The organism is Streptomyces sp. NBC_00005, assembly GCF_045160215.1.
Taxonomy (GTDB): domain Bacteria; phylum Actinomycetota; class Actinomycetes; order Streptomycetales; family Streptomycetaceae; genus Streptomyces.
In genome coordinates this window covers 7,750,576-7,776,533 of sequence record NZ_CP108316.1, presented here as the reverse complement: position 1 = coordinate 7,776,533, position 25,958 = coordinate 7,750,576, and the positions used below count along the sequence as shown (strand labels likewise).

The 25,958-nt window shown below is 70.9% G+C and carries 23 protein-coding genes; 6 read left to right on the top strand and 17 right to left on the bottom strand.

From position 1 onward, the window contains the following. Positions 1-55 precede the first annotated feature (55 nt). Positions 56-1,921, top strand: a complete 1,866-nt coding sequence (locus tag OG303_RS35640) for an anthranilate synthase family protein (RefSeq protein ID WP_405873642.1) — start codon at positions 56-58, stop codon at positions 1,919-1,921. A 39-nt stretch (positions 1,922-1,960) separates the two neighbouring features. Here OG303_RS35640 and OG303_RS35635 read toward each other — a convergent pair whose 3' ends face one another. The 4 genes from OG303_RS35635 to OG303_RS35620 form a co-directional block, all read right to left on the bottom strand. Then, entirely contained in the window at positions 1,961-2,989 is a 1,029-nt protein-coding gene (locus tag OG303_RS35635; RefSeq protein WP_405873640.1) for a 6-phosphofructokinase, read from the bottom strand. Positions 2,990-3,096: 107 nt separating this feature from the next. Next, positions 3,097-3,786: a response regulator gene (locus tag OG303_RS35630; protein WP_405873638.1), complete on the bottom strand. Its 690-nt coding sequence runs from the start codon at positions 3,784-3,786 to the stop codon at positions 3,097-3,099. Further along, on the bottom strand, positions 3,783-5,012 hold the full coding sequence (gene macS, locus OG303_RS35625; protein ID WP_405873637.1) for a MacS family sensor histidine kinase: 1,230 nt from the start codon (positions 5,010-5,012) through the stop codon (positions 3,783-3,785). The genes OG303_RS35630 and macS overlap by 4 nt, the downstream gene beginning before the upstream one ends. Positions 5,013-5,086: 74 nt before the next feature. Further along, positions 5,087-5,848, bottom strand: a complete 762-nt coding sequence (locus tag OG303_RS35620) for a lysophospholipid acyltransferase family protein (protein WP_405873636.1) — start codon at positions 5,846-5,848, stop codon at positions 5,087-5,089. Between the two features lie 181 nt (positions 5,849-6,029). Between OG303_RS35620 and OG303_RS35615 the strand changes: the two genes are divergently transcribed. Both OG303_RS35615 and OG303_RS35610 read left to right on the top strand, forming a co-directional pair. After that, positions 6,030-6,809 (top strand): alpha/beta hydrolase, encoded by a 780-nt coding sequence (locus OG303_RS35615; RefSeq protein ID WP_405873635.1) that lies wholly within the window; start codon positions 6,030-6,032, stop codon positions 6,807-6,809. Next, on the top strand, positions 6,802-7,365 hold the full coding sequence (locus tag OG303_RS35610; protein WP_405873633.1) for a hypothetical protein: 564 nt from the start codon (positions 6,802-6,804) through the stop codon (positions 7,363-7,365). The genes OG303_RS35615 and OG303_RS35610 overlap by 8 nt, the downstream gene beginning before the upstream one ends. Here OG303_RS35610 and OG303_RS35605 read toward each other — a convergent pair. The 6 genes from OG303_RS35605 to OG303_RS35580 all read right to left on the bottom strand — a co-directional run bounded on the left by OG303_RS35605 (position 7,362) and on the right by OG303_RS35580 (position 12,538). Next, positions 7,362-8,108, bottom strand: a complete 747-nt coding sequence (locus OG303_RS35605) for an endonuclease/exonuclease/phosphatase family protein (protein ID WP_405873632.1) — start codon at positions 8,106-8,108, stop codon at positions 7,362-7,364. The two genes, OG303_RS35610 and OG303_RS35605, sit on opposite strands and share 4 nt — an antisense overlap. 155 nt (positions 8,109-8,263) lie before the next feature. Then, positions 8,264-9,217, bottom strand: coding sequence for an ROK family glucokinase (locus OG303_RS35600; protein WP_405873630.1), 954 nt, complete (start codon positions 9,215-9,217; stop codon positions 8,264-8,266). A 124-nt stretch (positions 9,218-9,341) separates the two neighbouring features. Beyond that, entirely contained in the window at positions 9,342-9,839 is a 498-nt protein-coding gene (locus OG303_RS35595; RefSeq protein ID WP_405873629.1) for a DUF5304 domain-containing protein, read from the bottom strand. Between the two features lie 57 nt (positions 9,840-9,896). Further along, positions 9,897-11,075: an ArsA family ATPase gene (locus tag OG303_RS35590; RefSeq protein ID WP_405873627.1), complete on the bottom strand. Its 1,179-nt coding sequence runs from the start codon at positions 11,073-11,075 to the stop codon at positions 9,897-9,899. Between the two features lie 128 nt (positions 11,076-11,203). Next, a complete protein-coding gene (locus OG303_RS35585; RefSeq protein WP_405873626.1) occupies positions 11,204-11,647 on the bottom strand; it encodes an SRPBCC family protein in 444 nt (147 codons plus the stop codon). 135 nt (positions 11,648-11,782) lie between these two features. Next, on the bottom strand, positions 11,783-12,538 hold the full coding sequence (locus OG303_RS35580) for a metallophosphoesterase (protein WP_405877656.1): 756 nt from the start codon (positions 12,536-12,538) through the stop codon (positions 11,783-11,785). A 355-nt stretch (positions 12,539-12,893) separates the two neighbouring features. Between OG303_RS35580 and OG303_RS35575 the strand changes: the two genes are divergently transcribed. Then, positions 12,894-14,690: an AMP-dependent synthetase/ligase gene (locus OG303_RS35575; RefSeq protein ID WP_405873624.1), complete on the top strand. Its 1,797-nt coding sequence runs from the start codon at positions 12,894-12,896 to the stop codon at positions 14,688-14,690. A 19-nt stretch (positions 14,691-14,709) separates the two neighbouring features. On the opposite strand, the gene OG303_RS35570 is transcribed toward OG303_RS35575, so the two are convergent. Then, positions 14,710-16,296: a GMC oxidoreductase gene (locus OG303_RS35570; protein WP_405877654.1), complete on the bottom strand. Its 1,587-nt coding sequence runs from the start codon at positions 16,294-16,296 to the stop codon at positions 14,710-14,712. 126 nt (positions 16,297-16,422) lie between these two features. Then, on the bottom strand, positions 16,423-17,565 hold the full coding sequence (locus tag OG303_RS35565; RefSeq protein WP_405873623.1) for a glycosyltransferase family 4 protein: 1,143 nt from the start codon (positions 17,563-17,565) through the stop codon (positions 16,423-16,425). A 118-nt stretch (positions 17,566-17,683) separates the two neighbouring features. Here OG303_RS35565 and OG303_RS35560 point away from each other — a divergent pair, with 118 nt between their 5' ends. Then, a complete protein-coding gene (locus OG303_RS35560; protein ID WP_405873622.1) occupies positions 17,684-18,919 on the top strand; it encodes a glycosyltransferase 87 family protein in 1,236 nt (411 codons plus the stop codon). Here the strand turns inward: OG303_RS35560 and OG303_RS35555 are convergent. Then, positions 18,880-20,196 (bottom strand): MATE family efflux transporter, encoded by a 1,317-nt coding sequence (locus OG303_RS35555; RefSeq protein WP_405873621.1) that lies wholly within the window; start codon positions 20,194-20,196, stop codon positions 18,880-18,882. The two genes, OG303_RS35560 and OG303_RS35555, sit on opposite strands and share 40 nt — an antisense overlap. An 88-nt stretch (positions 20,197-20,284) precedes the next feature. On the opposite strand from OG303_RS35555, the gene OG303_RS35550 reads away from it, so the two are divergent. Continuing rightward, complete coding sequence (locus tag OG303_RS35550) at positions 20,285-20,815, top strand: PadR family transcriptional regulator (RefSeq protein ID WP_405873620.1); 531 nt, start codon at positions 20,285-20,287, stop codon at positions 20,813-20,815. Here the strand turns inward: OG303_RS35550 and OG303_RS35545 are convergent. From OG303_RS35545 to OG303_RS35530, 4 genes are all read right to left on the bottom strand, one after another. Then, a complete protein-coding gene (locus OG303_RS35545; protein ID WP_405873619.1) occupies positions 20,803-21,993 on the bottom strand; it encodes a hypothetical protein in 1,191 nt (396 codons plus the stop codon). The genes OG303_RS35550 and OG303_RS35545 overlap by 13 nt on opposite strands. Before the next feature lie 32 nt (positions 21,994-22,025). Next, positions 22,026-23,042, bottom strand: coding sequence for an NlpC/P60 family protein (locus OG303_RS35540; protein ID WP_405873618.1), 1,017 nt, complete (start codon positions 23,040-23,042; stop codon positions 22,026-22,028). A 239-nt stretch (positions 23,043-23,281) separates the two neighbouring features. Then, the gene (locus OG303_RS35535; protein WP_405877652.1) at positions 23,282-24,316 is read right to left on the bottom strand and encodes an NlpC/P60 family protein; all 1,035 of its coding nucleotides are present in this window, start codon (positions 24,314-24,316) and stop codon (positions 23,282-23,284) included. 272 nt (positions 24,317-24,588) lie between these two features. Then, on the bottom strand, positions 24,589-25,932 hold the full coding sequence (locus OG303_RS35530; RefSeq protein WP_405873617.1) for an NYN domain-containing protein: 1,344 nt from the start codon (positions 25,930-25,932) through the stop codon (positions 24,589-24,591). Between the last annotated feature and the right edge of the window lie 26 nt (positions 25,933-25,958).

Below are 25,958 nucleotides of genomic sequence, written 5' to 3'. Positions count from 1 at the left end.
GTGTCCGGGGTCGTTCCTCGCCGATATCGACAGCGACATCGACGGAAGAGGAACCATGGATCTCGTACGGCTCCTGCACGACCCGCGCCCGTTCGCCCTGCTGCGCCGCCGCGCGCCGGGCCATGACGAGGACACGGTCGAGCTGCTCGTCGGCCCGGTCACCACGCACGACCGCCTCGCCGCCCTCCCCGACGAGGGCCTGGCGCTCGTCCCCTTCCGCCAGATCCGCGAGCGCGGCTTCGACGTCCGCGACGACGGCACCCCCTTGGCGTTCCTCACCCCCGAGGAGTCGTACGAGATCCCGCTCGCCGACGCCCTCACGCAGCTCCCGGCGCACGACGTGCGCGTGGCGGGCGGCGGCTTCGACGTCGACGACGAGGAGTACGGCGAGATCGTCGGGCGGGTGCTGCGGGAGGAGATCGGCGCCGGGGAGGGCGCGAACTTCGTGATCCGGCGGACGTACGAAGGTGAGATCCCCGGTTTCTCCAGAAGCGACGCCCTCGCGCTGTTCCGGCGGCTGCTCGAGGGCGAGCGGGGTGCGTACTGGACGTTCGTCGTGCACACCGGGGAGCGGACTCTGGTCGGCGCCAGTCCCGAGGTGCACGTGCGGATGTCCGGCGGCACGGTCGTCATGAACCCGATCAGCGGGACGTACCGCTACCCGGCACAGGGCCCGACCCCGGAGCACCTGCTCGACTTCCTCGCCGACGGCAAGGAGATCGAGGAGCTGTCGATGGTCGTCGACGAGGAGCTCAAGATGATGTGCACCGTCGGCGACATGGGCGGGGTCGTGGTCGGTCCGCGGCTGAAGGAGATGGCCCATCTCGCGCACACCGAGTACGAGTTGCGCGGGAAGTCGTCCCTGGACGTGCGGGAGGTCCTGAAGGAGACCATGTTCGCGGCGACGGTCACCGGGTCGCCGGTGCAGAACGCCTGCCGGGTCATCGAGCGGCACGAGGTCGGCGGGCGGGGCTACTACGCGGGCGCGCTGGCCCTGCTCGGCCGCGACTCCGGGGGCGCCCAGACCCTCGACTCCCCCATCCTCATCCGCACCGCCGACATCGGCACGGACGGCCGGCTGCGGGTGCCGGTCGGGGCCACTCTCGTCCGGGGCTCGGACCCGGCGAGCGAGGTCGCGGAAACGCACGCGAAGGCCGCGGGTGTGCTGACGGCCCTGGGCGTACGGCCGTCCCGCCCGCGTGAGCCGCACGCGCGCGTGCGGCTCGCCGACGACCCACGCGTGCGTGCCGCGCTGGACGGGCGCCGCGCCTCGCTCGCGCCGTTCTGGCTGCGGATGCAGGAACCCGTGAAGAAGGGCGCGGAACTCACCGGACATGCCCTGGTCGTCGACGGCGAGGACACCTTCACCGCGATGCTCGCGCACGTGCTGCGGTCGAGCGGGCTGGACGTGACCGTCCGGCGCTACGACGAGCCGGGGCTGCGGGAGGCGGTGCTCGGGCACGAGGGGCCGGTCGTGCTCGGCCCCGGCCCCGGTGACCCGTCCGACCTGGACGACCCCAAGATGCGGTTCCTGCGGGAACTCACCGCCCGGGTCCTGGGCGAACACCGGCACGGCGTCCTCGGGGTCTGCCTCGGGCACGAGCTGATCGCGGCCGAGCTGGGGCTGGAAATCGTACGGAAGGAAGTTCCGTACCAGGGGGCGCAGACGACCGTCGAGCTGTTCGGGCGGACCGAGACCGTCGGCTTCTACAACAGCTTCGTGGCGCGCTGCGACGACGAGGCCGCCGGGGAACTGGCCGCGCACGACGTCGAGGTCAGCCGGGCCGACAACGGGGAGGTGCACGCCCTGCGTGGTCTCGGATTCGCCGGCGTGCAGTTCCACCCCGAGTCGATCCTGACGCTGAACGGGGCAGCTGTCGTACGGGAGTTGGTGGGTCAGCTGCGCAACACGACCGTGTAGCCGTCTGGGGGCTGTCGCCCCCAGACGTCCGTTTCCTCGTCAGCCGAAGAAGACCCCGACCTCCTCGTACAGCTTCGGATCCACCGTCTTCAGCCTGGCCGTCGCCTCCGCGATCGGGACGCGGACGATGTCGGTGCCGCGCAGGGCGACCATCTTGCCGAAGTCGCCGTCGCGGACGGCGTCGATGGCGTGCAGGCCGAAGCGGGTGGCGAGCCAGCGGTCGAAGGCGCTGGGGGTGCCGCCGCGCTGGATGTGCCCGAGGACGGTGGTCCGGGCCTCCTTGCCCGTGCGCTTCTCGATCTCCTTGGCGAGCCACTCGCCGACCCCGGACAGCCGGACGTGCCCGAAGGAGTCGAGCGACTGGTCCTTGAGGACCATGTCGCCGTCCTTGGGCATGGCACCCTCGGCGACGACCACGATGGGGGCGTACGAGGCCTTGAAGCGGGAGGTGATCCAGGCGCACACCTGGTCGACGTCGAAGCGCTGCTCGGGGATGAGGATGACGTTGGCGCCGCCCGCGAGCCCGGAGTGGAGCGCGATCCAGCCGGCGTGACGGCCCATCACCTCGCAGACCAGGACGCGCATGTGGGACTCGGCGGTGGTGTGCAGGCGGTCGATGGCCTCCGTCGCGATGCCGACCGCGGTGTCGAAGCCGAAGGTGTAGTCGGTGGCGGACAGGTCGTTGTCGATCGTCTTCGGTACGGCGACGACGGGGACGCCGTACTCGTCGTTGAGGCGTGCGGCGACGCCCAGGGTGTCCTCGCCGCCGATCGCGATGAGCGCCTCGACCTCCTGCTTGGCGAGGTTCTCCTTGATGCGGCGGATGCCGTTCTCCTGCTTGAGGGGATTCGTGCGCGAAGAACCGAGGATGGTGCCGCCGCGGGGCAGGATGCCGCGCACCGCGGGGATGTCGAGGCGGACGGTGTAGCCCTCGAGCGGTCCACGCCAGCCGTCCCGGTAGCCGACGAAGTCGTAGCCGTACTCCTGCACGCCCTTGCGGACAATGCCCCGGATGACGGCGTTGAGCCCGGGGCAGTCGCCGCCTCCGGTCAGTACTCCGACCCGCATGGAAATGTCCCTTCGCCGCGGTTGCCTGTGAGGCCACGCTAATGGTGGTCCAGGTCACACAGGGATGGGCGGGACGGGCAATTCCGGTGAACTGTCAGGCGCTCGGTTTACTCGTCGTCAAGTCCGCGCTCTATCGCGTACCGCACCAGCTCCACCCTGTTGTGCAGCTGGAGCTTGCCGAGGGTGTTCTGTACGTGGTTCTGGACCGTGCGGTGGGAGATGACCAGGCGTTCGGCGATCTGCTTGTAGCTCAGGCCCTTGGCGACCAGGCGCAGCACCTCGGTCTCGCGGTCGGTGAGCTGCGGGGCCCTGGGTTCGTCGGTGTCGGAGGCGGGCGCGGGCTCGGAGGCGAGGCGGCGGTACTCGCCGAGGACCAGGCCGGCCAGACCGGGCGTGAACACCGGGTCGCCGACGGCCGTGCGGCGCACCGCGTCCAGCAGTTCCTCGGTCGACGCCGACTTCAGCAGGTAGCCGGTCGCGCCCGACTTCACCGCCTCCAGGACGTCGGCGTGCTCGCCGCTCGCCGACAGCACCAGGACGCGCAGCGCCGGGTTGTGTCCGACGAGCTCCTTGCAGACCTGGACGCCGGGTTTGGCGGGCAGGTTCAGGTCGAGGACGAGCACGTCGGGGGCGGCGGCCATTGCGCGGCGCACGGCCTGGTCGCCGTCGCCCGCGGTGGCGACCACGTCGAAGCCGGACGCGGCCAGGTCACGGGCGACGGCGTCGCGCCACATGGGGTGGTCGTCGACCACCATGACCTTGATCGGGCCCTGATGCTCCTTGGTGGAATCCGTCATCGCAGCTCTGCCTTCCCCCGTGGGTCCTTCGCGTCCTTCGGTACCTTCAGCTCGACCTCCGTGCCCTGGCCGGGCACCGAGATCAGTTCGGCGCTGCCGCCGAGCTCGCGCAGCCGGCCCCGGATCGAGAGGGCGACGCCGAGCCGCCCTTCGCCCTCGGCCTGGGCGAGCCGTCCCTCGGGGATGCCGGGTCCGTCGTCCCGCACGGTCACCACGACCTCGTCGGGCTCGTCCTCGACGAGGATCCACGCGCGCGCGTCTTCACCGGCGTGCCTGCGCACGTTGTCCAGAGCGGCGCCGACGGCCGCGGTCAGCTCCTTCGCGGCGGGCGCCGTCAGCAGCACGGGGGCGCCGGGTTCGGCGAAGCTGACCTTCGCCGCGGCGTACGGAGCCAGGAGCGCGCGCAGGTCCACCGGACCGTCCTCGTCGTACGACGGCTCGTCCACGGCCAGTACGACCGCACCCTCCGCGACGTCCTTCGACACCCGGGAGACGGGGACCAGTCCGCCGGAGACCAGCATGCGCAGCGCTACCTCCTGCTCGCCGGCCATCCGGCCCAGTTCGCCCGCCTCTCCGCCGATGACCGCACCGCGGCGCTGCACCATGGCCAGCACCTGCAGCACGCCGTCGTGGATGTCCCGGGCGAGCCGCTCCCGCTCCCTGGTCGTGGCCTCGATCTCCAGGGCGCGGGCGAGGGTGCGCTCGGAGGCGCGGGCGACCTCGACGACGTAGCCGATGGCGATGGAGGCGACCCAGACGAGGATCACGTTGTGGACGGTGTCGCGGGCGGGGGCGCCGCGCTCGATCAGGTTGGCGGCGGCCACCGGTGTGGAGGCGAACGCGGCCCAGCGCCAGCCGCCCTTGATGGCGTACGCGAGGACCGAGCCGGCAGTCCATATCGACGGCAGGGTGGCCCCGCCACTGTGGATGTGCTCGTCGTTGGCGGCGAGCGGCGTGAGGAGGATGCCGGTGAGCGCGATGGTGAGGTCGACGGCGAGGAAGCGCTTGGTGCAGGCGACCGCGTTCTGGACGCGCGGCAGGGTGGCGAACGTCCAGACGAACAGGACGACGTAGTAGGCGATGGCGATGACCGGGCGGTCGTACTCGTCGTAGGCGGCGGCGAACAGGCCGACCGCGTACAGCATGGTGAGCACCCGGTACGCGGTGAGCGCACGCCACAGCGGCAGCTCGACCGACATCCTCATGACCCGCTCACGCTTGGCCAATTCCCCCGCCCCCTCTTGCCGAGTCGCTCACCTACGGCTCACTTCCGCGGCCCAGACTGCCCTGTCCCCGGCCACTAGGACCCGGACTTCTCCGTTTCCGCCTTCTGCTTCTCCGCCTGCGCGAGTACGGCCTTGGCCGCCTTCTCCGCTTCCTTCTCGGCCTTCGCCGCGTCCGCGATCCGCCGCTTGGCGGCCGTCGCGTAGATGTCGACGTACTCCTGGCCGGAGAGCTTCATGATCTCGTACATGACCTCGTCGGTGACCGCACGGAGCACGAAGCGGTCGTGCTCCATGCCCTGGTAGCGGCTGAAGTCCAGGGCCTTGCCGATGCGGATGCCCGGGCGCATCAGCTTGGGCATCACCTTGCCGGGCGGCTGGATCTTCTCCGTGTCGATCATCGCGACGGGGATGACCGGCGCACCGCTGGCGAGCGCCACGCGCGCGAGGCCGCCGGGCTTGCCCCGGTAGAGGCGCCCGTCGGGCGAGCGCGTGCCCTCGGGGTAGATGCCGAACAGCTCACCGCGCTCCAGGACGTCGATGCCGCTCTTGACGGCCGCCTCGCCCGCGCCGCGCGCGCCGGAGCGGTCCACCGGGAGCTGGCCGACGCCCTTGAAGAAGGCGGCCGTCAGACGGCCCTTCACGCCTGGCGTGGTGAAGTACTCCGCCTTGGCGATGAAGGTGACCTTGCGGTCGAGGACCGCGGGCAGGAAGAACGAGTCGGAGAAGGAGAGGTGATTGCTCGCCAGGATGGCGGCGCCCTCGGCCGGAATGTTCTCGAGGCCTTCCACCCAGGGCCTGAAGGCGACCTTGAGCGGTCCCCCGATGGCAACCTTCATCGTGCCGTACAACAACCGAGTGCCTCCTGTTTCCGTCGCTCAGACCTTAACCCGGAGCACTGTCAAAGGCGCCGACGACCCTGGTCGGTGTCAGTGCGGTCGCGTACGGTGAAGGTCCTGCAGGCGCTCCATCCTCTGTGTCCCTCTTCCTTGATCCCCTTCCATGAACAGGAGACCGAAGGTGCCGGTCCTTCCTGGAGCCGAGCCGTACCGCCACGAGGGCGGGGAGGTAGGCGTCCTCCTCTGCCACGGCTTCACCGGTTCCCCCCAGTCGCTGCGCCCCTGGGCGGAGCATCTCGCCGACCGCGGTCTCACGGTCTCGCTGCCGCTGCTGCCCGGGCACGGCACCCGCTGGGAGGACATGCAGCTCACCGGCTGGCAGGACTGGTACGCCGAGGTGGACCGCGAGCTGCGGTCCCTGCGCGAGCGCTGCGGCGAGGTGTTCGTGGCGGGTCTGTCCATGGGCGCCACCCTCGCGCTGCGCCTGGCGGCGAAGCACGGGGAGGCGGTCAGCGGCGTGGTGGTCGTCAACCCGGCGAACCGCATGCACGGCCTTTCGCCGTACGCCCTTCCGGTGGCCCGCCATCTCGTACGGACGACGAAGGGGATCGCCAGCGACATCGCGAAGGAGGACGGCGCCGAGCTGGGGTACGACCGGGTGCCGCTGCAAGCGGCGCACTCCCTGCGGAACTTCTTCCAGCTGGTCGACGGCGAACTGCCGCAGGTCACGCAGCCGCTGCTGGTGCTGCGCAGCCCGCAGGACCACGTCGTGCCGCCGGCCGACTCGGCGCGGATCCTCGGCCGGGTGTCGTCACGGGACGTGACGGAGATCCTGCTGGAACAGAGCTACCACGTGGCGACGTTGGACCACGATGCGGACCGGATTTTCGAAGAGAGCCTCTCGTTCATCGGCCGGCTCGCACCCAGTGTCGGCAAGGAAGGGACGGCCGCAGGTGGCTGAGCACGACTCGGACCGCGAGGACCTCGAACCGGAGGAGCAGGGCGTCCCCTTCGACGAGGACGCCGCCTGGGCCGCGATCGTCGCAGGCTACGGCGACGAGCCGAAGGACCCGCCGGGCGCCAAGCCCTACAAGTCGGTCGAGGACCTGGCGCTGCCCGAGCCGGAGACCAACGAGTCCGAGGGCGAGGAGCCGAAGCAGGAGAAGCCCGCGGGCCCCCTGGGCGGCTCCGTCTCCTTCGCGCCCGGCGTCGGCCCGCGCGACCACCCGGTTGCCGAGTCGTCCGAGGACGACTTCGAGGAGGACGACGAGGGCCACTTCGTACCGCCGGAGCCGCCGCCGCTGCCCGCCGCCGACGCGACCGCGAAGTTCGCCTGGCTGGGGGTGGTCGGCGGTCCGATCCTGCTCCTGCTGGCGGTGCTGCTCGGCTGGGACATGACCTGGTGGCTGGCCACGCTCGGCATCGGCGGCTTCCTGGGCGGCTTCGCCACGCTGGTGATGCGGATGCGGACGGACGACGAGGACGACGACGATCCGGGGCGGGGAGCCGTCGTCTAACCGGCGGGGATCTTGAGGGCGGCGAGGACCGGCAGATGGTCCGTGGCCGCCCTCAAGTCTGTCTCCGTCACTCCGGGCTGACTGAGGGGAACGCCGCAACCGAGCACCTCGATGCCCTTGGTGGCGAAGATCGCGTCGATGCGCTGGAAGGGCGTGACCGGCGTGAAGGTGAACTCGCTGCCCCAGGGGGCGGTGGCCCAGCAGTCCTGGAGGCCGTCGGCGAGGCGGCGGAAGGTGCGGCCGGTGGGGCGGTCGTTGAGGTCGCCGCCGGCGACCGCGTGGTCGACACCCAGGCCGGCGAGCCGGTCGAGGAGCATGCCGCCCTGCTCGTACCGCTCGTCCTTCTGCAGCGAGAGGTGACAGCTCAGTACGCCGAGGCGGGCGCCACCGAAACGGATCACCGCCGTGGCGAAGCCGCGGCGGTGCAGGCCCGGGGTGAGCGGGAGGAGGACGTCCTCCGTGCGCTCGACGGTGGCGCGCAGGGTGCAGAGGATGGCCGGGCCGGCGGCGCTGCCGCCGCCGGTGAGGATGACCTGGTCGGAGGCGGCCGCCAGCCTTGCGAGTTTCTTGCGCCAGCGGAAGAAACGGGGGGCTTCCTGGATGAGGACCAGGTCGGGGGCGCAGGCGCTTATCACTCGGGCCAGGGCGTCCGTGTCATCGCGCATGGAGCGGATGTTGTAGCTGAGGACTCGGACGACGGCGGAACCGTCCGGTTCGGTGCGGGAGTTGGGCAGCGGCTCCATGTGGATCAATTTACGCCCAATGAGTCGGGGCGCGAGGTGTGTGCGCGACCGCCGGTGCGTTGTGGCTCGTCGCGCCCACGCGGCTCAGCCGCATGTCTACACAGCCCCGCGCCCCTGCCGGGCGGCGCAGACGCCCCCGGCTCGAGAAGTGGACGTCACATGATGGGGTCGGGCTCGCGGGCCAGGTCCGCCGCGCCCACCAGGCCCGCCTTGTTGCCCAGTTGGGCCGCGATGACGTCGGCCACGGGGCGCCAGTTGCCGCCGACCAGCCAGCGCTTGTAGGACTTGCGGATCGGGTCGAGGACCAGTTCGCCCTCGTCCGAGAGGCCGCCGCCGACGATGAAGGCGGACGGGTCGAAGAGCGAGGCCAGGTCGGCGAGGCCGGCGCCGGCCCAGCGGGCGAGCTCGCGGTAGGAGTCGACAGCGACCGGGTCGCCCTGGCGGGCGGCCATGGAGATGTGCTTGCCCTCGATGCCGTCGGGGCTGCCGTCACCGAGGCCGAGCAGGATCTCGGCGTTCTCGGGGGTGGCGTTGGCGCGCTGCTTGGCGTATCTGACGAGGGCGCGTCCGGAGGCGTACTGCTCCCAGCAGCCCTGGGAGCCGCAGCCGCACAGCAGGCCGTCGGGGACCATGCGGATGTGGCCGAACTCGGCGGCCACGCCGAAGTGTCCGCGACGCAGCTTGTTGCCGATGATGATGCCACCGCCGAGGCCCGTGCCGAGGGTGATGCAGATGACGTTGCGGTGGCCCTTGCCCGCGCCGAACTTGTACTCGCCCCACGCTGCCGCGTTGGCGTCGTTCTCCACGACGACCGGGAGGCCCACGCGGGCCTCGACCTTCTCCTTCAGCGGCTCGTTGCGCCAGTCGATGTTGGGCGCGAAGTAGACCTCCGAGCGAACACGGTTGACGTAGCCGGCCGCGCCGATGCCCACGCCGACGATCTCGTGCCCGGCGCGCGCTCCGTCGACGGCGGCGGCGATGGCGTCCACGATGCCCTCGGGCGTGCCCGGGGTCGGCACCTGGTGGGTCGAGAGGATGTTGCCTTCCTCGTCGACCACACCGGCCGCGATCTTGGTGCCGCCGATGTCGACGCCGATGGTGAGTCCCATGAATCCCTCAGTTTCGGTCGAGCCCCGCTACGGCCAACCGTACCCGAGGCCCTGCCGTCGGGTTCCCGTCGTCCGCCCGGTGGACGGGCCCCGAAAGGGTCGTGGGATGCCTTGCGCCAGGCGGTCAGTCCAGGTCGATGCGTTGCCCGGGACCGGTGCCCTCGCCATCCTCTCGGTGATCGTCCAGGTCCTTGTGCAGATCCGTCGCACGGGTCGTCCAGCGCTGTTCCTGAGCCTGGACCGCGGAGCGGTAGGCGGCCAGCAGTTCGTTGCCCGCGGCGGCCAGGTGGTCGAAGACGTCCGGGTTGCGCTCCATGACGGGTTCGACCGCGGCCTTCGCCTGCTGGACGACCTGCTTCACCACCTGCTGGGCGGCGGGCCCGGCGACGGAGCCGAGCAGCGGGGACTGGATCGACGACAGCTTGTCCGTGACGGCGTCGACGAGCCGGCGCAGTTCCTCGGCGGCCGAGCCCGGCGGCGGGCCGTACTCGGCTCGGCGGCGGGCCTTCTCCGCCGCGAGGTCCTCGGCACATGCCGTCGACCAGGCGTCGGCGTCGGTCGCCCGCACCTCGTCGATCGTCTCGTGCCCACCGGCGTCGGACGCGGGGAGCTCTTCGCTCATGACGACCTCCTGACTACGGTTCGTCTCTACGACGTTACCCGAATGGGCGTACGTGGTTCACCGGGTCTCCGGCCACAGATCCGGGTCGGGCGCGAACCGGATGCGCAGCTCGCCCTCGCGCAGCGCCGCCCCGTCGACGGTGCAGCGGCGCAGGACGGACGGAAGCGGGACGATACGGCGGAACTGGCCTGCCGCGACGACGAGTTCGTCGCCGCGCCGGATGAGGTCGAGGTCGTCGCGTATGGCGCCGGGCAGGGGGAGGTGCCAGACGAGCACGCCGTCGTCGGCGAGCCGGTCGACGACGGGCCACTCGACGGTGGAGGTCGTGTCGTTGACGTCCAGGACACCGGAGGCGGCGAGCGCGGCGAGGTCGTCGGTGCCGCGCGGGTCGTGGCCGAGATGGGCGACCGGCCGGACGTCGTACGACTCCTGCCACTCCTCCAGGACCTTGCGCTGCTGCACGACGAGCCCGGCGAGCAGGCCGTCCGCGGCGGACTCGGGCAGCAGCCGGTTGGCGACCAGGACGTCGGGGCGCAGCCCGCGCAGGGCGAGAGCGAGGCCGGCGTCGCGTACGGCGTCGGCGCCGGCCGGGCCGGGTTCGGCGACCAGTCGTACGACGGTGTGGCGGTCGGCGAGGACCGCCTCGACAGCGGCGAGCTCCGTGTCCCAGCGGGCGGCCGTCTCGTACAGCCATTCCGAGGGCATGGGGACACCGGCCAGCCGGCCGAGTACGGGGCGCAGGGCGCGGGCGGCCTGCCGCTCGGCCGGGAGCAGGCGGCGCAGATAGCGGCGCAGCTCTTCGGGGAGGGCAAGGAGGGCGAGCGCGTGCGGGGTGGCCGGGAGGTCGACGACGAGCAGGTCGTGCGCCTCGGCGAGGACCGCGTCCCGGACCGCACGCAGGAGCGTCAGCTCCTCGGCACCGGGGAGAGGGGTGACTTCCTCGGCGTCCAGGCGGGAGGCGCCGAGAAGGTCGAGGACACCTGTTGCGCGTTCCTGGAAGGCGGTGAGGTCGTCCCGGAAACCGGCCGCGGCGTCGGGCCGCCAGGCGGTGAGGTTCGGGGCGACCTGCTGCGGCGCCGGACCCGTCGCCGTACCGAGTGCGGCGCCGAGGGTGTCGCTTCGATCGGCGCTCAGGACAACGGTCCGGATGCCCTCGCGGGCGGCGGCCAGGGCGGTGGCGGCCGCGACAGTCGTACGTCCGCTGCCGCCGGGGCCGGTGATCAGGATGGTGCGCATGAGGGTGAACGGTAACCGAGACCACCCCAGGGGCGCGGGGCTGCGTCAATGCGCGGCTCCGCCGCGTGGGCGCGACCAGCCGCAACGCACCCGCGCGCGGACTCCTGCAAGCCCCCCTGCGGCGGGGACTACTTCTCCCCCGACTCCACCCGCTTCTTCAACCCCGCCAGCGCCCGGTCGATGATGACCTTCTCGGCCTTCCTCTTGATCATGCCCAGCATCGGGATCTTGACGTCGACCGTCAGCTGGTACGTGACCTCGGTCGCGCCCTGGCCCGCCGCCTTGAGGAGGTAGGAGCCGTCCAGGGAGCGCAGCATCTGGGACTTGACCAGGGTCCAGGAGACCTCGTGCTCGCCGGTCCAGGTGTACGCCAGCACCTGGTCGTCCTTGATCGCACCGGCGTCCATGACGAGGCGGACCTGCTCGGCGCGGCCCTGGGCGTCCGACTCGAGGACCTCCGCCTCCTTCACCTCGCCGGTCCAGTCCGGGTAGCGGGCGAAGTCGGCGATCACCCCCATGACATCGGCCGGTGCCGCCTCGATCGTGATGCTCGAGCTGGTGTGTTCCGCCATCGCTGTGGCTCCTCCAGATGCGGGCCGCTACTCAGGTCATGGTGCGCACGTGTGTGCCGCGTGAAGGCTACCGCGCGCCCGACCAGCCGACTTCACCCGCATACCCCTGGGACGGACCGGGCTTCGAAGGGGTGGTCACCATTCCAGTGCCCACGGCTTTCCCGACCCTGCGAAGTGCCCCACGTTCACGCACTCCGTGACTCCGATCCGCATCCGCCGGACCAGCGGCTGGTGGACGTGGCCGAACAGCGCGTACCGGGGGCGGGTGCGGCGGATCGCGTCCAGCAGAGCGCGGCTGCCGCGCTCGAAACGGCGCGCCACCGTGTCGTAGACCAGCTCGGGGACCTCCGGCGGGATGTGCGTGCACAGCACGTCCACCTCGCCCACGGCCTCGAGCTTGGCCGCGTACTCCTCCTCGCTGATCTCGTACGGCGTGCGCATGGGGGACTTGAGCCCGCCGCCGACGAAGCCGAAGACCCGGCCCCCGATCTCCACTCGCTCCCCGTCCAGCACCGTCGTGCCGGGCCCGGCATACTCCGGCCACAGTGGCGGCATGTCGACATTGCCGTAGGTGGCGTACGTCGGCGTCGGGAACGCGGCGAACATCTCGGCGTACTGCTTGCGTACCGCCTGCTCGATCGCGGCGGCCCGGTCCGCGCCGATGCCGCTCCAGAGGCGGGCCCCGAACTCCCGTGCCTCCTCGAAGCGGCGGGCGGTGCGCAGTTCGACGATGCGGTCGGCGTTCTCCTCGCCGAACAGATCGGGGAAGATTCCGCGCGAGTGGTCGGCGTAGTCGAGGAAGAGGACCAGGTCACCCAGGCAGATCAGGGCATCGGCGCCGTCGCCGGCCGCGGCCAGGTCACGGGCGTTGCCGTGCACGTCACTCACCACATGAACACGTGCCCGGCGATTGCCGGCTGGTGTGGATGCCATGGCGATCAAGGGTAAACGTGTGCGGCATACGTGAACAGTGCTGGCCGACCTTGCGGTTACTGGCCAGTCAGTTAGCGGGTGGACTACCGTACGCGAAGGAACACCAATCTGTGTGACGCAGCGAACATCTCGCCGGAACCCCCTGTCGAAAAAGCCATACCGGCGGGTAACGTCCGGGCAGTCCAGTCGTGCTCAGGATTTCAACCAGTCGGGCCGAGCCCCTCCGGTGGACCCGAGCACCCGCCCGAGCCTTGGACCGCACCGTCGCATCACACAACGTCGTGGCGCCGGCGCCCTATGAGGAGCAGCAGTCTTGCGCGAGTTCAGCCTTCCGGCTTTGTACGAGGTCCCTGCGGACGGCAATCTGACCGACATCGTCCGCAGAAACGCCGCGCAGCATCCGGACGCCGCCGTGATCGCCCGCAAGGTGGGCGGCGAGTGGCAGGACGTGACCGCCACGGTCTTCCTGTCCGAGGTGCACACGGCCGCCAAGGGGCTCATCGCCTCCGGCGTCCAGCCCGGCGACCGGGTCGGCCTGATGTCCCGCACCCGCTACGAGTGGACGCTGCTGGACTTCGCGATCTGGAGCGCGGGCGCGGTGACCGTGCCGGTGTACGAGACCAGTTCGGCGGAGCAGGTCCAGTGGATCCTGTCCGACTCGGGCGCGACCGCCTGCATCGTGGAGCTGGACAACCACACCGCCGCCGTCGAGTCGGTGCGCGCGTCACTGCCCGCGCTCAAGCACGTCTGGCAGATCGAAGGCGGCGGGCTCGAGGAGCTGGGCCGCCTCGGCAAGGACGTCACGGACGCGATGGTGGAGGACCGCAGCTCGCTCGCCCGGGCCGACGACCCCGCGACGATCGTCTACACCTCCGGCACCACCGGCCGCCCCAAGGGCTGTGTGCTCACCCACCGCAGCTTCTTCGCCGAGTGCGGGAACATCGTGGAGCGGCTGCGCCCGCTGTTCCGCACCGGTGACTGCTCGGTCCTGCTCTTCCTGCCGCTCGCGCACGTCTTCGGCCGGCTGGTGCAGATCGCGCCGATGATGGCGCCGATCAAGCTGGGCCTGGTCCCGGACATCAAGAACCTCACCGACGAGCTGGCGTCCTTCCGCCCGACGCTGATCCTCGGTGTCCCGCGCGTCTTCGAGAAGGTCTACAACTCGGCGCGCGCCAAGGCGCAGGCGGACGGCAAGGGCAAGATCTTCGACAAGGCCGCGGACACCGCGATCGCCTACAGCCGCGCGCTGGACACCCCGTCCGGCCCGCCGCTCGGCCTGAAGATCAAGTACAAGACGTTCGACAAGCTCGTCTACAGCAAGCTGCGCGCGGTCCTCGGCGGCAGGGGCGAGTACGCCATCTCCGGCGGCGCCCCGCTGGGCGAGCGCCTGGGGCACTTCTTCCGCGGCATCGGCTTCTCGGTCCTGGAGGGCTACGGCCTGACCGAGTCCTGCGCCGCCACCGCCTTCAACCCCTGGGACCGCCAGAAGATCGGCACGGTCGGCCAGCCGCTGCCCGGCTCGGTGATCCGCATCGCCGACGACGGCGAGGTGCTGCTGCACGGCGAGCACCTGTTCAAGGGCTACTGGAACAACGAGGCCGCGACCGCGGAGGCGCTGGCCGACGGCTGGTTCCACACCGGTGACATCGGCACCCTCGACGAGGACGGCTACCTCAAGATCACCGGCCGCAAGAAGGAGATCATCGTCACCGCGGGCGGCAAGAACGTCGCCCCGGCCGTGATCGAGGACCGCATCCGGGCGCACGCCCTGGTCGCGGAGTGCATGGTGGTGGGCGACGGGCGGCCGTTCGTGGGCGCGCTGATCACCATCGACGAGGAGTTCCTGGGCCGTTGGGCGACCGAGCACGGCAAGCCGGCGGGTGCCACCGCGGCGTCGCTGCGTGAGGACGCGGACCTGCAGGCCGCGATCCAGTCGGCAATCGACGACGGCAACGCCGCGGTGTCGAAGGCGGAATCGGTGCGGAAGTTCCGCATTCTGTCCTCCCAGTTCACGGAGGAGTCGGGCCACCTGACGCCGTCCCTGAAGCTCAAGCGCAATGTGGTCGCGAAGGACTACGCGGACGAGATCGAGGCGATCTACCAGAAGTAGTACGCCCCGGTCCTACGGCTCATGGCGCGGTGTCCTCCACGAGGACCCGCGCCATCGTGCGTTCGGCGAGCGCGGTGATCGTCACGAACGGGTTCACCCCGATCGATCCGGGCACCAGTGAGCCGTCGGTGACGTACAGCTTCGAATACCCCTTCACCCGGCCGTAGTTGTCGGTCGCCTTCCCCAACACGCAGCCGCCCAGCGGGTGGTAGCAGAAGTCGTCGGCGAAGACCTTGCTCCCGGAGCCGAACAGGTCGTAGCGGTAGATCGTGGCGTTGGCCGAGTTGATCCGGTCGAAGAGCTTCTTGGCCATGGCGACCGAGACGGCGCTCTGCGCGGCGGTCCAGCCGAGCTTGACCCCGTCGCTCGCCGAGTCGTACGTGAAGGTCGCGCGCTGCGGGTTCTTGGTGATCGCCAGATAGAGGCTGACCCAGGTCTCGAACCCGATGGGCAGCGGGGCGATCTCGGCGAAGACGGGGTTGTCGGTGTTGGCCCAGTCGTCGATGCCCATGACCGGCATGGTCGACTGGTTGGCACCGGTGGTGTCCCAGATGTGGTTGGCGCGTCCGAGCATGGTGTTGCCGTTGGTCCCCCAGCCGGCGCCGACGCTGGAGTCGAGCGCGGGCAGGGTGCCCGTCTCCCGTGCCCGGACGAGGAGTTCAGTGGTGCCGACGCTGCCGCCGCCGAGGAACAGGTAGGTGCAGCTGTACTGCTTGGTCTCGACGACCGCGCCGGTGTTGTCGACCCGGTCGGCGGTGAGCAGGTACGTCCCGTCGCTCGCGCGGCTGACCGCCCTGACCCGCTCCAGCGTGTGGATGGTGACGTTCCCGGTGCCGAGCGCGGAGGCCAGATACGTCTTGTCGAGGCTCCGCTTGCCGTAGTTGTTGCCGTAGATGACCTCCTGCCCGAGCGCGGACTTGGTCGCCGTTCCGGCCGCCTCGCGCTGCATGTAGTCGAAGTCGTAGACGTTCGGCACGAAGGTGGTCTTCAGCCCGGTGTTCGCCGCGGCCTTCCGGGAGGTCCGGGTGAACTGGTACCACTCGGTCGACTCGAACCAGGTGGGGTCGACGGTGTTGACACCGAGCATGGAACGGGCGCGCGGGAAGTACGTGTTGTACATCTCCGTCGCGTCCACGCCCGGGAACTGCTCGGTGAAGTACGACTGGAGCGGGGTGACCGCCATCCCGCCGTTGACCAGCGAACCCCCGCCGACGCCTCGTCCCACGTACACGGACATGTTGTCGAAGTGCACGCGGTCCAGGACGCCGGGATACGAGCTGATGTCCTTGTTGACGACGTCCAGCCACAGGAACGTGGCCAAGGGTGCCTCGGTGCGGGTGCGGAACCACATGGAGCGCTGGTCCGGGGCGGCGGTGGAGCAGAAGACCTTGCCGTCGGAGCCGGGGGTGTTCCAGAGGCGGCCCATCTCCAGGACGACGGTACGGATGCCGGCCTGGCCGAGGCGGAGGGCGGCGACGGCGCCGCCGTAGCCCGAACCGACCACGATGGCGGGGGCGTTGTCGACGGCGGCGGGTTCGGCCGCCTGTGCCGACTGGAGTCCGATGCGGGTGAGACCGGAGGCGGCGGCCGTCTGCAGGGCGACCATGCCCAGGATTTGACGTCTCGTCAGCTGACGCTGCATCAGTTTTGCTGTCATGCGCGCAGCATGTGCGGATTTTCCGGTTCCGCCTAGAGCTACCACCGAGTTGGATCGGACCTTTGGCGCAGCTTTTTACAGAAGTGCCTTCAGCCTCTCCGCGAGCAGGTCCCACCGCCACTTCTCCTCGACCCACTCCCGCCCCCGCTCCCCCATCCGGCGGCGCAGTTCCGCGTCGCCGAGGAGTACGACGATGCGCTCCGCGGCCTCCTCGGGCGAGCCGCCGCGGACGACCCAGCCGGTCTCGCCGTCCAGTACCGCGTCGGGGGCGCCGCCCGAGTCGCCCGCGACGACGGGCAGGCCGGTCGCGGAGGCCTCCAGGTAGACGATGCCGAGCCCCTCGACGTCGAGCCCGCCCCGGCGGGTCCGGCACGGCATCGCGAACACGTCCCCGGCGCCGTAGTGCGCGGGCAGCTCGGACCAGGGCACCGCGCCCGTGAAGCGCACGGAGTCGGCGACCTGGGTCTCCCGGGCCAGCTTGCGCAGCTCCTTCTCGTACGGACCGCCGCCGACGATCAGCAGCACCGCGTCCGGCTCGGCGGCCAGGATGCGCGGCATCGCGAGGACGAGGGTGTCCTGCCCCTTGCGCGGCACCAGCCGGGACACGCACACGACCACCGGCCGGTCGCTCAGCCCGAGCCGCGCCCGGACGGCGTCACCGCCCGACTCGGGGTGGAAGGTCTTCTCGTCGACCCCCGGCGGCAGCTGCACCATCCGCCCGGCCGCCTCCGGCGTCAGGGCGGAGGCGATCCGCGAACGCGTGTACTCCCCGAGGTAGGTGATCGTGTCCGTCGACTCCCCGATCCGGCGCAGCAGTCCGCGCGCGGCGGGCAGCTGCGCCCACCCCGCCTCGTGACCGTGGGTCGTGGCCACCAGCCGCTCGGCGCCCGCCTTCCGCAGCGCAGGCGCCATCAGCCCGAGCGGCGCCGCCGCCCCGAACCACACCGACGTACACCCGTGTTCGCGCAGCAGCCCGACGGCCCGCCGGGTCGCGCCCGGCGTGGGCAGCAGCATCGTCGTACGGTCGCGTACGACGGTGAAGGGCTGCTCGGCGTCGAAGGCGGCGGTCGCCTCGACACCCTCCCGGCTCCGCTTCCAGGTGGAGGCGTAGACGACGAGGCGCTCGGGGTCCAGGCGCAGCGCCATGTTGTGCAGAAACGCCTGGATACCGCCCGGCCGGGGCGGGAAGTCGTTCGTCACGATCAGGGTCTTGTGCATCGCGGCCGACCCTATCCAACGGGCGCGCACAGCTCGGCACGGCCACGTTTATGGCAAGCACACAGCTAGGCAGGACATCATGTTCCCCTCAAGGGGACGCGGACGAACAGGGGCTCCGGTGGACATTGCAGGTACAAGGCGGTCCCTGGCGGGACTGCTGGGGACCTGGGGCCTGACCAGGCTGTTGCTGCTGCTGTTCGTCCTCAAGGTGTTCGTCTTCCCGGGCCCGGACGTCACGACCGACGTGTCCGTGATCTACCACGGCTGGTACGAGACGCTGCGCACCGGCACCTTCCCGCTGGACGACGTCACCTGGCAGTACCCGCCCGCCGCCGCCCTGGCGATCCTCTCCCCCGCCCTGCTGGGCTTCCTCTCGTATCCGACGGCGTTCTTCGTCCTCGCCTTCGTGGCGGACCTGGCCGTCCTCTCGCTGCTCCTGTATGCGGGCCTGCGCCCCGGGAAAGCGTTGCGCGGGGCCTGGGTGTGGGTGGTGGGCGTTCCGCTGCTCGGGCCGACCGTGTACGCCCGCTACGACGTGATGGTCACCGCGGTGGCCGTGGCAGGCCTGCTCGCGGGCGCCCGGCATCCCCGCGTGATGGGCGTCCTCGTGGGCTTCGGGGCCATGGTGAAGGTGTGGCCGGCGCTGCTGCTGGTCGGCGTCCGCAAGCGCGGCGCCTGGGGCTGGGCCGCCGGCACCGTCGTCGCGCTCTCGGCCCTGTTCGCGGTGTCCATGCCCGGCGCGTTCTCCTTCCTGACCTTCCAGCGCAACCGCGGCACCGAGGTGGAGTCGCTGGGCTCCCTCGTCTTCCACATCGCCCGGCAGTTCGGCTGGGACGGCCGGGTGCTGTTCAACTACGGCTCGGTGGAGTTCGTCGGCCCGTACGTCAACCTCGTCAGCTCGGCGGCCCTGTTCCTGACCGGGGTCGCCTTCGGCTGGCTGCTGCTGTGGCGGCTGATGGCGACGCGCTTCCTGCCGAACACGCTCGCCGACGCGGCCTTCACGGGGGTGCTGATGTTCACGGCCACCAGCCGCGTGATCAGCCCGCAGTACATGGTGTGGCTGGTCGGTACGGCGGCCGTGTGCCTGTGCTTCCGGAGCAGCCGGATGGGGCTGCCCGTGGGCCTGGTCCTCGCGGCCGCCTTCGTGACGGTGCTGGAGTTCCCCATCTGGTTCCAGCACGTCGTCATGAGCGACACCCTCGGCGTCACGCTCCTGACCGTCCGCAACGGCCTGCTGGTCGTCGCCGCCCTGCTCGCGGCCGTGGAGCTGTGGCGCTCGACGGTCTCCCGCGAGCCCGTACCCGCCCTCCCCACTCAGGCGACCCGCACCAGGGAGACGTCGACCTCGTCCTGACGCCGAGCACGCCGGAACAGCACGGCCACCACAGCACACTGCACGGCCATCGCGAGTGCCAGCGCCAGGCACACCCCTGGCAGGCCGAGCCCCGACAGGCCGTACGCGAGCGGGAGTTGGACCGCCGTGCCGAGCACCGTCACCCGCAGCAGCACCGGCGCTCCCCCACTCCCCTCGAAGACGCCGCCGAGCGCGATGAAGCAGGCCATCAGGAGCAGGTAGGGCCCGATGCAGCGCAGGAACAGGACACCGTCGTGGGCGACCCCGGAGCCCGCGCCGAAGGCGGCCATGAGCCAGGGGGCGGTGACGAACAGCAGCACGGCCGCCCCGAGCCCGACCGTCCCGGACACGAGCAGCGCCTGCCGTCCGATCGCCCGCCCCGCGTCCCGACCGGCTCCCCGCGTGTGCGCGGTGTGGATCGAGGCGGCCTGCCGCACCGAGTAGAACGCCATGGTGGCGACGTACATGACCTTGTACGCGATCGAGTACGCGGCCACCGCCGTCACCCCGAGCCGCGCCACGACGGCGACCAGGACCAGCGCACCGCCCTGCCGCACGGTGAAGTCGGCGGACATGGGCAGCCCGGTCGCCAGCGTCCGCCGCAGCGCGGCCCGGACCGGCTCGGCGAGCCGGACCTCAACGGCCTTGCGCAGCAAGGCGTTCCGCCGCACCGCGAACAACCCCGCCCCAAGGGCCACGCACCGGCACAGCACCGTCGAGGCGGCGGCGCCCCGCACTCCGTACCAGTGGATCAGAAACGGGTCGCAGACCAGAATCAGCCCGTTGGCCAGCAGCGCCAGCCGCATCGGGGTCCTCGTGTCGCCGGCGCCCTTGAGGATGCCGTCGACGAGGTTCTGCGCGAAGAAGACGGCGATGCCCGGCAGCGAGATCGCGAAGTAGGCGACGGCGAGCGGCAGCGCCGCGCCCCCGCCCAGCACCAGCCGGGCCAGCGGTTCGCGCAGCAGCAGCCCGCCCGCCACGACGACGGGCGTGACCAGCGCGCACAGGGCCCAGCCCCCGCGGACGGCCGACCGCACCGCCGCCGGATCCCGCGCTCCCCTGGCGTGCGCGACCAGCACCGTCGTACCGGTGGCGAAGACCATCGAGACGCCGAGCAGCACGTTCTCGGTGTTGGTCGCCACGGCCACGGCGGCCACGGCCGGACTGCCGAGCCGGGAGACCCAGACGGTGTTGATGATCCCGGCGGCGACGGTGGCGAGAAGGGAGAAGTAGACAGGGCGGGCGAGCGAGATGAGCTGATTGCGATGAGAGTTCACGATCCGACCCCCTCGAAACGAGCTACCTCTAAACGATGTAGCTCGATAAGAGGTAGCATGGCCTCGCCGCACCCGCAAGGAGGGAACATTGCTCGAACTGTCGATCCTCGGCTTCCTGGCCGAAGAACCGCTCCACGGCTACGAGTTGAAGGAGCGTGTCAAGGCGCTGAGCGGCCACGTCCGCCCGGTCAGCGACGGCGCCCTCTACCCGGCCCTCACCCGTCTCGTCACCGCGGGCAAGCTCGACCAGCGGACCGAGCCGGGCACCAGCGCGGCCCCGCGCCGCATGCTCTCCCTCACCGACCAGGGCCGCGAGGACCTGCTGGAGCGCCTGCGCCACCCCAAACAGGCGGAGATCACGGATCACGTCCGCTTCAACACGGTCCTCGCCTTCCTGCGGCACCTTCCGGACCGCCGGGAGCAGGCCGAAGTGCTGCGCCGCCGCCTGGAGTTCCTCGAAACGCCGGCGAGCTTCTTCTACGACAAGGGACGACCCGTCCGTGCGGAGGGGACGGACGATCTGTTCCGGCAGGGCATGCTGCGGGTCGCTCGGGCCACGGGCGAGGCGGAGCGCACATGGCTCAGGGAGGCCATCGCCCTCCTGGATCAGCTGAGTTGAGACTGCAGGTAGCCCCGCCACTCCTTCGTGAACTCCTCCGGCGTCGTCCCCAGCACCGTCTTCAGCGCGTTCTCGACCGAGCCCGCCCGCTGCTTGTGGTCGCCGACGGCGCGGTAGAACCGGCCCAGCCGTTCCTGGCCCCACTGCTGGGCGATCAGCCGGCAGGCCAGCCAGCCGCCCTCGTAGGCCTGCGCCAGCTTTGTCGCGTCGCCACTGAAGCCGAAGTCCCGGTCGGTCGGCAGCCGCGCCGGCACCCGCCCCGCGGCCACCGCGCGCGCCAGCTCGGGCGCGGCCTCGGCCGGGGTGCGGCCGGTGCCGAGGTAGCCGATCCAGTCGGCGTACCCCTCGGACAGCCACAGCGGGGTCGCGGCCGTGGTGTGAGCGCGGGTGGCGACGTGGGTGGTCTCGTGGGTGAGGACGACCTGCTTGCCCAGGGGACCGAGGAGGGCGTACGCGTCCGGGTTGACGATGATCCGGTCCGCGGGCGCGTTCGGCGGGCCGCCCACCTCGCCGGTGGTGACCGCCGCGATCCCGCGGTACTGGGAGGCGGGCGAGCCGAGCAGCCCCGCCATGCCCTCCACCGACCCCGGTACGAGCACGACGACGCGCCGGATCCAGGCGGTGCCCCACGCCCCGGACACGTCCGGCACCGCGAGGTCCGCCAGATCCGCGTAGCTGTGCAGCGCCTCGCTGGACTGTCCGACGCCGAGGACGATGCTGTGCTTGCCTCGTACGACGGTCACCTCGCCCTGGTCCCACAGCTGCTGGGCGGACTTCTTGGCGGGCACGTCGGCGTCCACGTACCAGTGCCCGTCCATCTCCCGGGACAGGGTCAGGGTGCGGCCGACGGTGACGGGGGCCTTGTCGTACCCCTCGACGCGGTAGCGCAGTTCGGCGTCGGCGGTGGCCTTGTCGCCGCTGCGGTGCAGGGCGGTCACGCGGTACGACCAGGCGGCGAGGGGCACCCCGCGCAGGTTCTCGAACCAGCTGAGCGCGCCCGTCTTCAGGAAGGCCGCCCGGTCGCGGTCGAGGACGGCGGTGGAGCGCCGGTCGAGGACCCGCTGCAGATCGACCTTGGCGCTGCCGCCGCCGGGCTGCCCGCCGCACGCCACCAGAGAGACGAGCAGCAGCACGAGCGCCACCACTGAGGACCTCGACGCCCGCCTACGACCAGCCACCTTTCCGATCGTACGGCCGACGGGGCGGTTGGTCAGACCCTCGTGACCGAGGACACCGGCAGCATTCCCACCGGGTCGTAGCGCACGGGCGCGCCGGGGTAGGGCGCGTGGATCACCTGGCCGTTGCCCATGTACATCGCGACATGGCTGGCGTCGGACCGGTAGACGACCAGGTCGCCGGGGCGCGCCTGGGACAGCGGGATCTGCCGGCCGGCGTACCGCTGCTCCTGCGAGGTGCGCGGCAGATGGACTCCGGCCTGCGCGTACGACCACTGCATCAGGCCCGAACAGTCGAAGCCGGAGGGGCCGGTGGCGCCCCAGATGTACGGCATGCCGAGTGCCGAGCGGGCGGCGGCGATCGCGGCGGCTGCGCGGGCCGAGGCCGGGAGGGCGCTGCCGAGGTCGGGGATGACGTCACGGCCGGCCCGGGAGGCGCGGTCGTAGGCGGCACGCTCGGCGTACGGCAGGGAGTTGAGCAGTCGGCGGGCCTTGGCGAGCTTCTTCTCGACGGCCTTCTTGTGGGTGGCGACGGCCTTGCGGCTCTTGTCCAGGTCGGCGAGCTTGCCGGCCGCCTCGGCGCGCTCCTGGGCGAGTTCGCGCATCGCGGACTGGAGGTCCTTGAGTTCGCCGGCCTGGTGGGCGGTGATGCGGTCGATGACGGAGGCCTTGTCGAGATAGTCGGCCGGGTCGTCGGAGAACAGCAGGGCAAGGGAGGGGTCGATGCCGCCGGAGCGGTACTGGGCGCCGGCCAGCGAACCGAGCGACTCCCGCATGGAGTTGATGCGCTGCTGCTGCCGGGCGATGCGGTCCTGGGCGTCGCTCACCTGCCTGCGCAGCGTGTCGGCACTCTCGTCGGCCTTGTTGTAGGCCTCGGTGGCCTTCTCGGCCTCCTCGTAGAGGCGGTCCACCTCGGCCTTGGTGTGGTCGTGCGGAGCGGCGTTCGCCGGTACGGCGCCGAGGGCGGAGGCCGCGGCGGACAACACACACAGGGCGGCGCCGGCGCCCCGGTTGAACCCGGACGTCGGTGCAAGGCGGCGATGAGACCCCACGGGAAGCCGCGCTCCTTCCGCTGGCGACAAGGACTGCCTCCCCGCCGCAGCAGGGAAACGCGGCAGACAGTAGCCCCGCGGGAGGGCACCGGCCAAAGACCTCCGTGGGCACACAACGTGACGCCCCGCCTCTGACGCAGGTCATCGGCGGGGCGTGGGGTCAGCGCGGGTTCACGCAATTCGCCCGTTCGGGCGGTTCGGTGTCCTGATCTTGAAACGCATCCCCGAGGGGATGAGCGTCAGATCCGGACGCCGAACTGGAACGGCATGTCGGCGATCGACTCGTAGCGCACGACGGTGCCGGTGCGCGGGGCGTGCAGCACTTGGCCGTTGCCCGCGTAGAGACCGACGTGGTGCTGGTCGTTGTAGAAGATGACGAGGTCGCCGACCTTGAGCTGGCTCTGGCTGTAGATCCTCGTGCCGGCGTTGGCCTGCGCCTGCGAGGTGCGCGGTATGGAGACGCCGGCCTGGCCGTAGGCCCAGGAGGTCAGGCCCGAGCAGTCGTAGGAGGCGGTGCCCGTGGCGCCGTAGACGTACGGCTTGCCGAGCTGGGTCTGGGCGGCCTGGAAGGCGGCGAGCGCACGGCCGGAGGCGGCGCTGGTGTTGCCGAGGTCCACGCGGTCCGCGGAGGAACGGCTGGCGCGGGCGTCGGCGGCGGCGAGGGCCGCGCGCTCGGCTGCCGTCAGGGAGTTGAGCAGCTTCTGCGCCTGGGCGAGCTTGCCCTGAACTTCCTTCTTCTTCTTGGCCAGTTCGGTGCGGGTGGAGGCGAGGTCCTTGAGCTTGTCGGAGGCCTCGGACCGCTCCTGGGCGAGCTCGCGCTGCTTCTCCTGGATCTTCTTCAGCGCCTCGACCTGCTGGGAGCTGAGCTGGTCCGCGGTGGACGCCTTGTCCAGGTAGTCGTCCGGGTTCGACGACAGGAACAGCTGGAGGGAGGAGTCGATGGAGCCGGTGCGGTACTGGGCCGCCGCCGCCATGCCGATGGAGTCGCGCAGCGTGTTGAGCTCCTCCTGGCCGCGGGCGACGTTGTCCTGGATGGTGGAGATTTCCTTCTGCAGCTTCTGCTGCTTCTCCTTGGCGCCGTCGAGCTTCTCGGTGGCCTGCTCGGCCTCCTCGTAGAGCTTGTCGACCTTCGCCTTGACCTCGTCCTTGCTGGGCTTCTCGCTCGGCGCGGCGTTGGCGGCCTGCGCGCTGAAAGCGACGGCGGCAGCGGCTGCGGTGGTCAGCACGGTCACGCGTGTGCGACTCGGCTGCTTGGGTCGACGGTGGGACGGCACGGAGGTGAACTCCTTCTTCTGAGTGATCACCCGCTCGGAGGTTCGAGCCCAGACCCTAGTGATGTTCCTGTGATCAGATCAAATCCTCACACCAAAAAATCCCGTCACGCAATGCATTCTTTGCACACAACTCACATGCAGTGATCCTCGATTGACGCTACGTTGCGTGACGATCCCGCCAATTCGGGCATTAAACCTAGAAGTTCGACCTTCGGGACAGACGCCCGGGACAGACGCCCGGGACAGACGCCCGGGACAGGCTCGGCACAGGCTCAGGACAGCCGCTTGAGCAGCATCGCCGAGGCGACCGGCCGCGCCCCCGCGCGGGCCACTCCGTCGGCCACCTCACGGTCGGTGGAGGCGACGATGACGGGCCTGCCGGGCGGCTCGGCGCGCACCAGCTGGCGGATCACCTCGTCGGCGGTGACGCCGGGTTTGGAGAACAGCACCCGCACTCCGCGCGGCGGCGCCAGCAGCACCGGAGCGGCCAGCTCGGCCCCGTCGAAGACACAGGTGACCTCGGCGCCGGTCTGCGCGGCGAGCTGCGAGAGCTGGCCGAGAAGCCTCAACCGCTGCTTCTCCAGGGGCATTTGGGGATAGCCGGTCTTGGTGACGTTGTAGCCGTCGACGACCAGGTGCGCCTGCGGCAGCGCGAGCAGCTGGTCCAGGATCGCGGGGTCGTTTTCGGACAACGCCCGCGCGGCGATGTCCTTCGGGGTCATTCGCCCCGGTTCGACCGCATCGACGGTCTCGGCCGGCCGTACGGACACGGGCGGCAACGCCAGCTCCCGGCGCAGCCCTTGGGCCGCGTCCAGCACGGTGTCCAGAAGCAGCCGGACGCGCATGTCCTCGACACTGCGCCCCTCGCGCGCTGCTTTACGCGTGGCCTCCAGGGCGGCCTCCGCCTCCCCGAGCCGTGACTTCAGGCGCCGGGACTCGCTCTCGGCGGCGGAGATCTGGGCCTGCCCCTCCGTGCGTACGGCCTCCATCTCGGCATGCGTCTTGCGCAGGGCGGCCTCGCCCCGTCTGACGTCGCTGACGGCGGCGCGCAGCTTCCGGTGCAGCGAGTCGGCTTCCTTCTTGGCGGCTTCCAGCTCGGCGCGCAGCCGCTCGGTGTCGACCCGGGTCTGCTCACGGGCCTTCTCGAGCTCCTCGCGCAGCCGCTCCAGCTCGGCCCGGCTCTCCTCGTCGGCGCGCTCGGCGTCGGCCCGCTGGGCCTCCTCGCCGGCCGCGGTCACGAGCTTCACCCAGCCCGTGGGCCGCAGAACATAGGCCGCGGCCGCCACGTCGAGCGGATCCGCGGCCGGGGGCGGTGAGCCCGAGTCGAGAGCGTCTGCGAGTTCCGACTGCGCCTCTCTCAGCTTCTCGCTGATGCGCTGCCTGAACAGCGGATCCGTCTCCAGCGCCGCCGCCATCGCATTGCCGGCGAACTTGGCCCGTCGATTCGGTGCGAAACGGGCGTACTGCCTGAGCTGTGCGGGCAGTTCACCGACGGTCAGCCCGCCGAACCCGTCCGAGACGATCTGGACGACCCTGCGGCGCACCCCGTCGGGCAGCGGACGGTCAAGCACCTCGGCGGTGCCGTCGTCCGGCCCCCCGCCCGTGGTCTCCACCATCCGTCACACCCCATTACCTGTGGGGC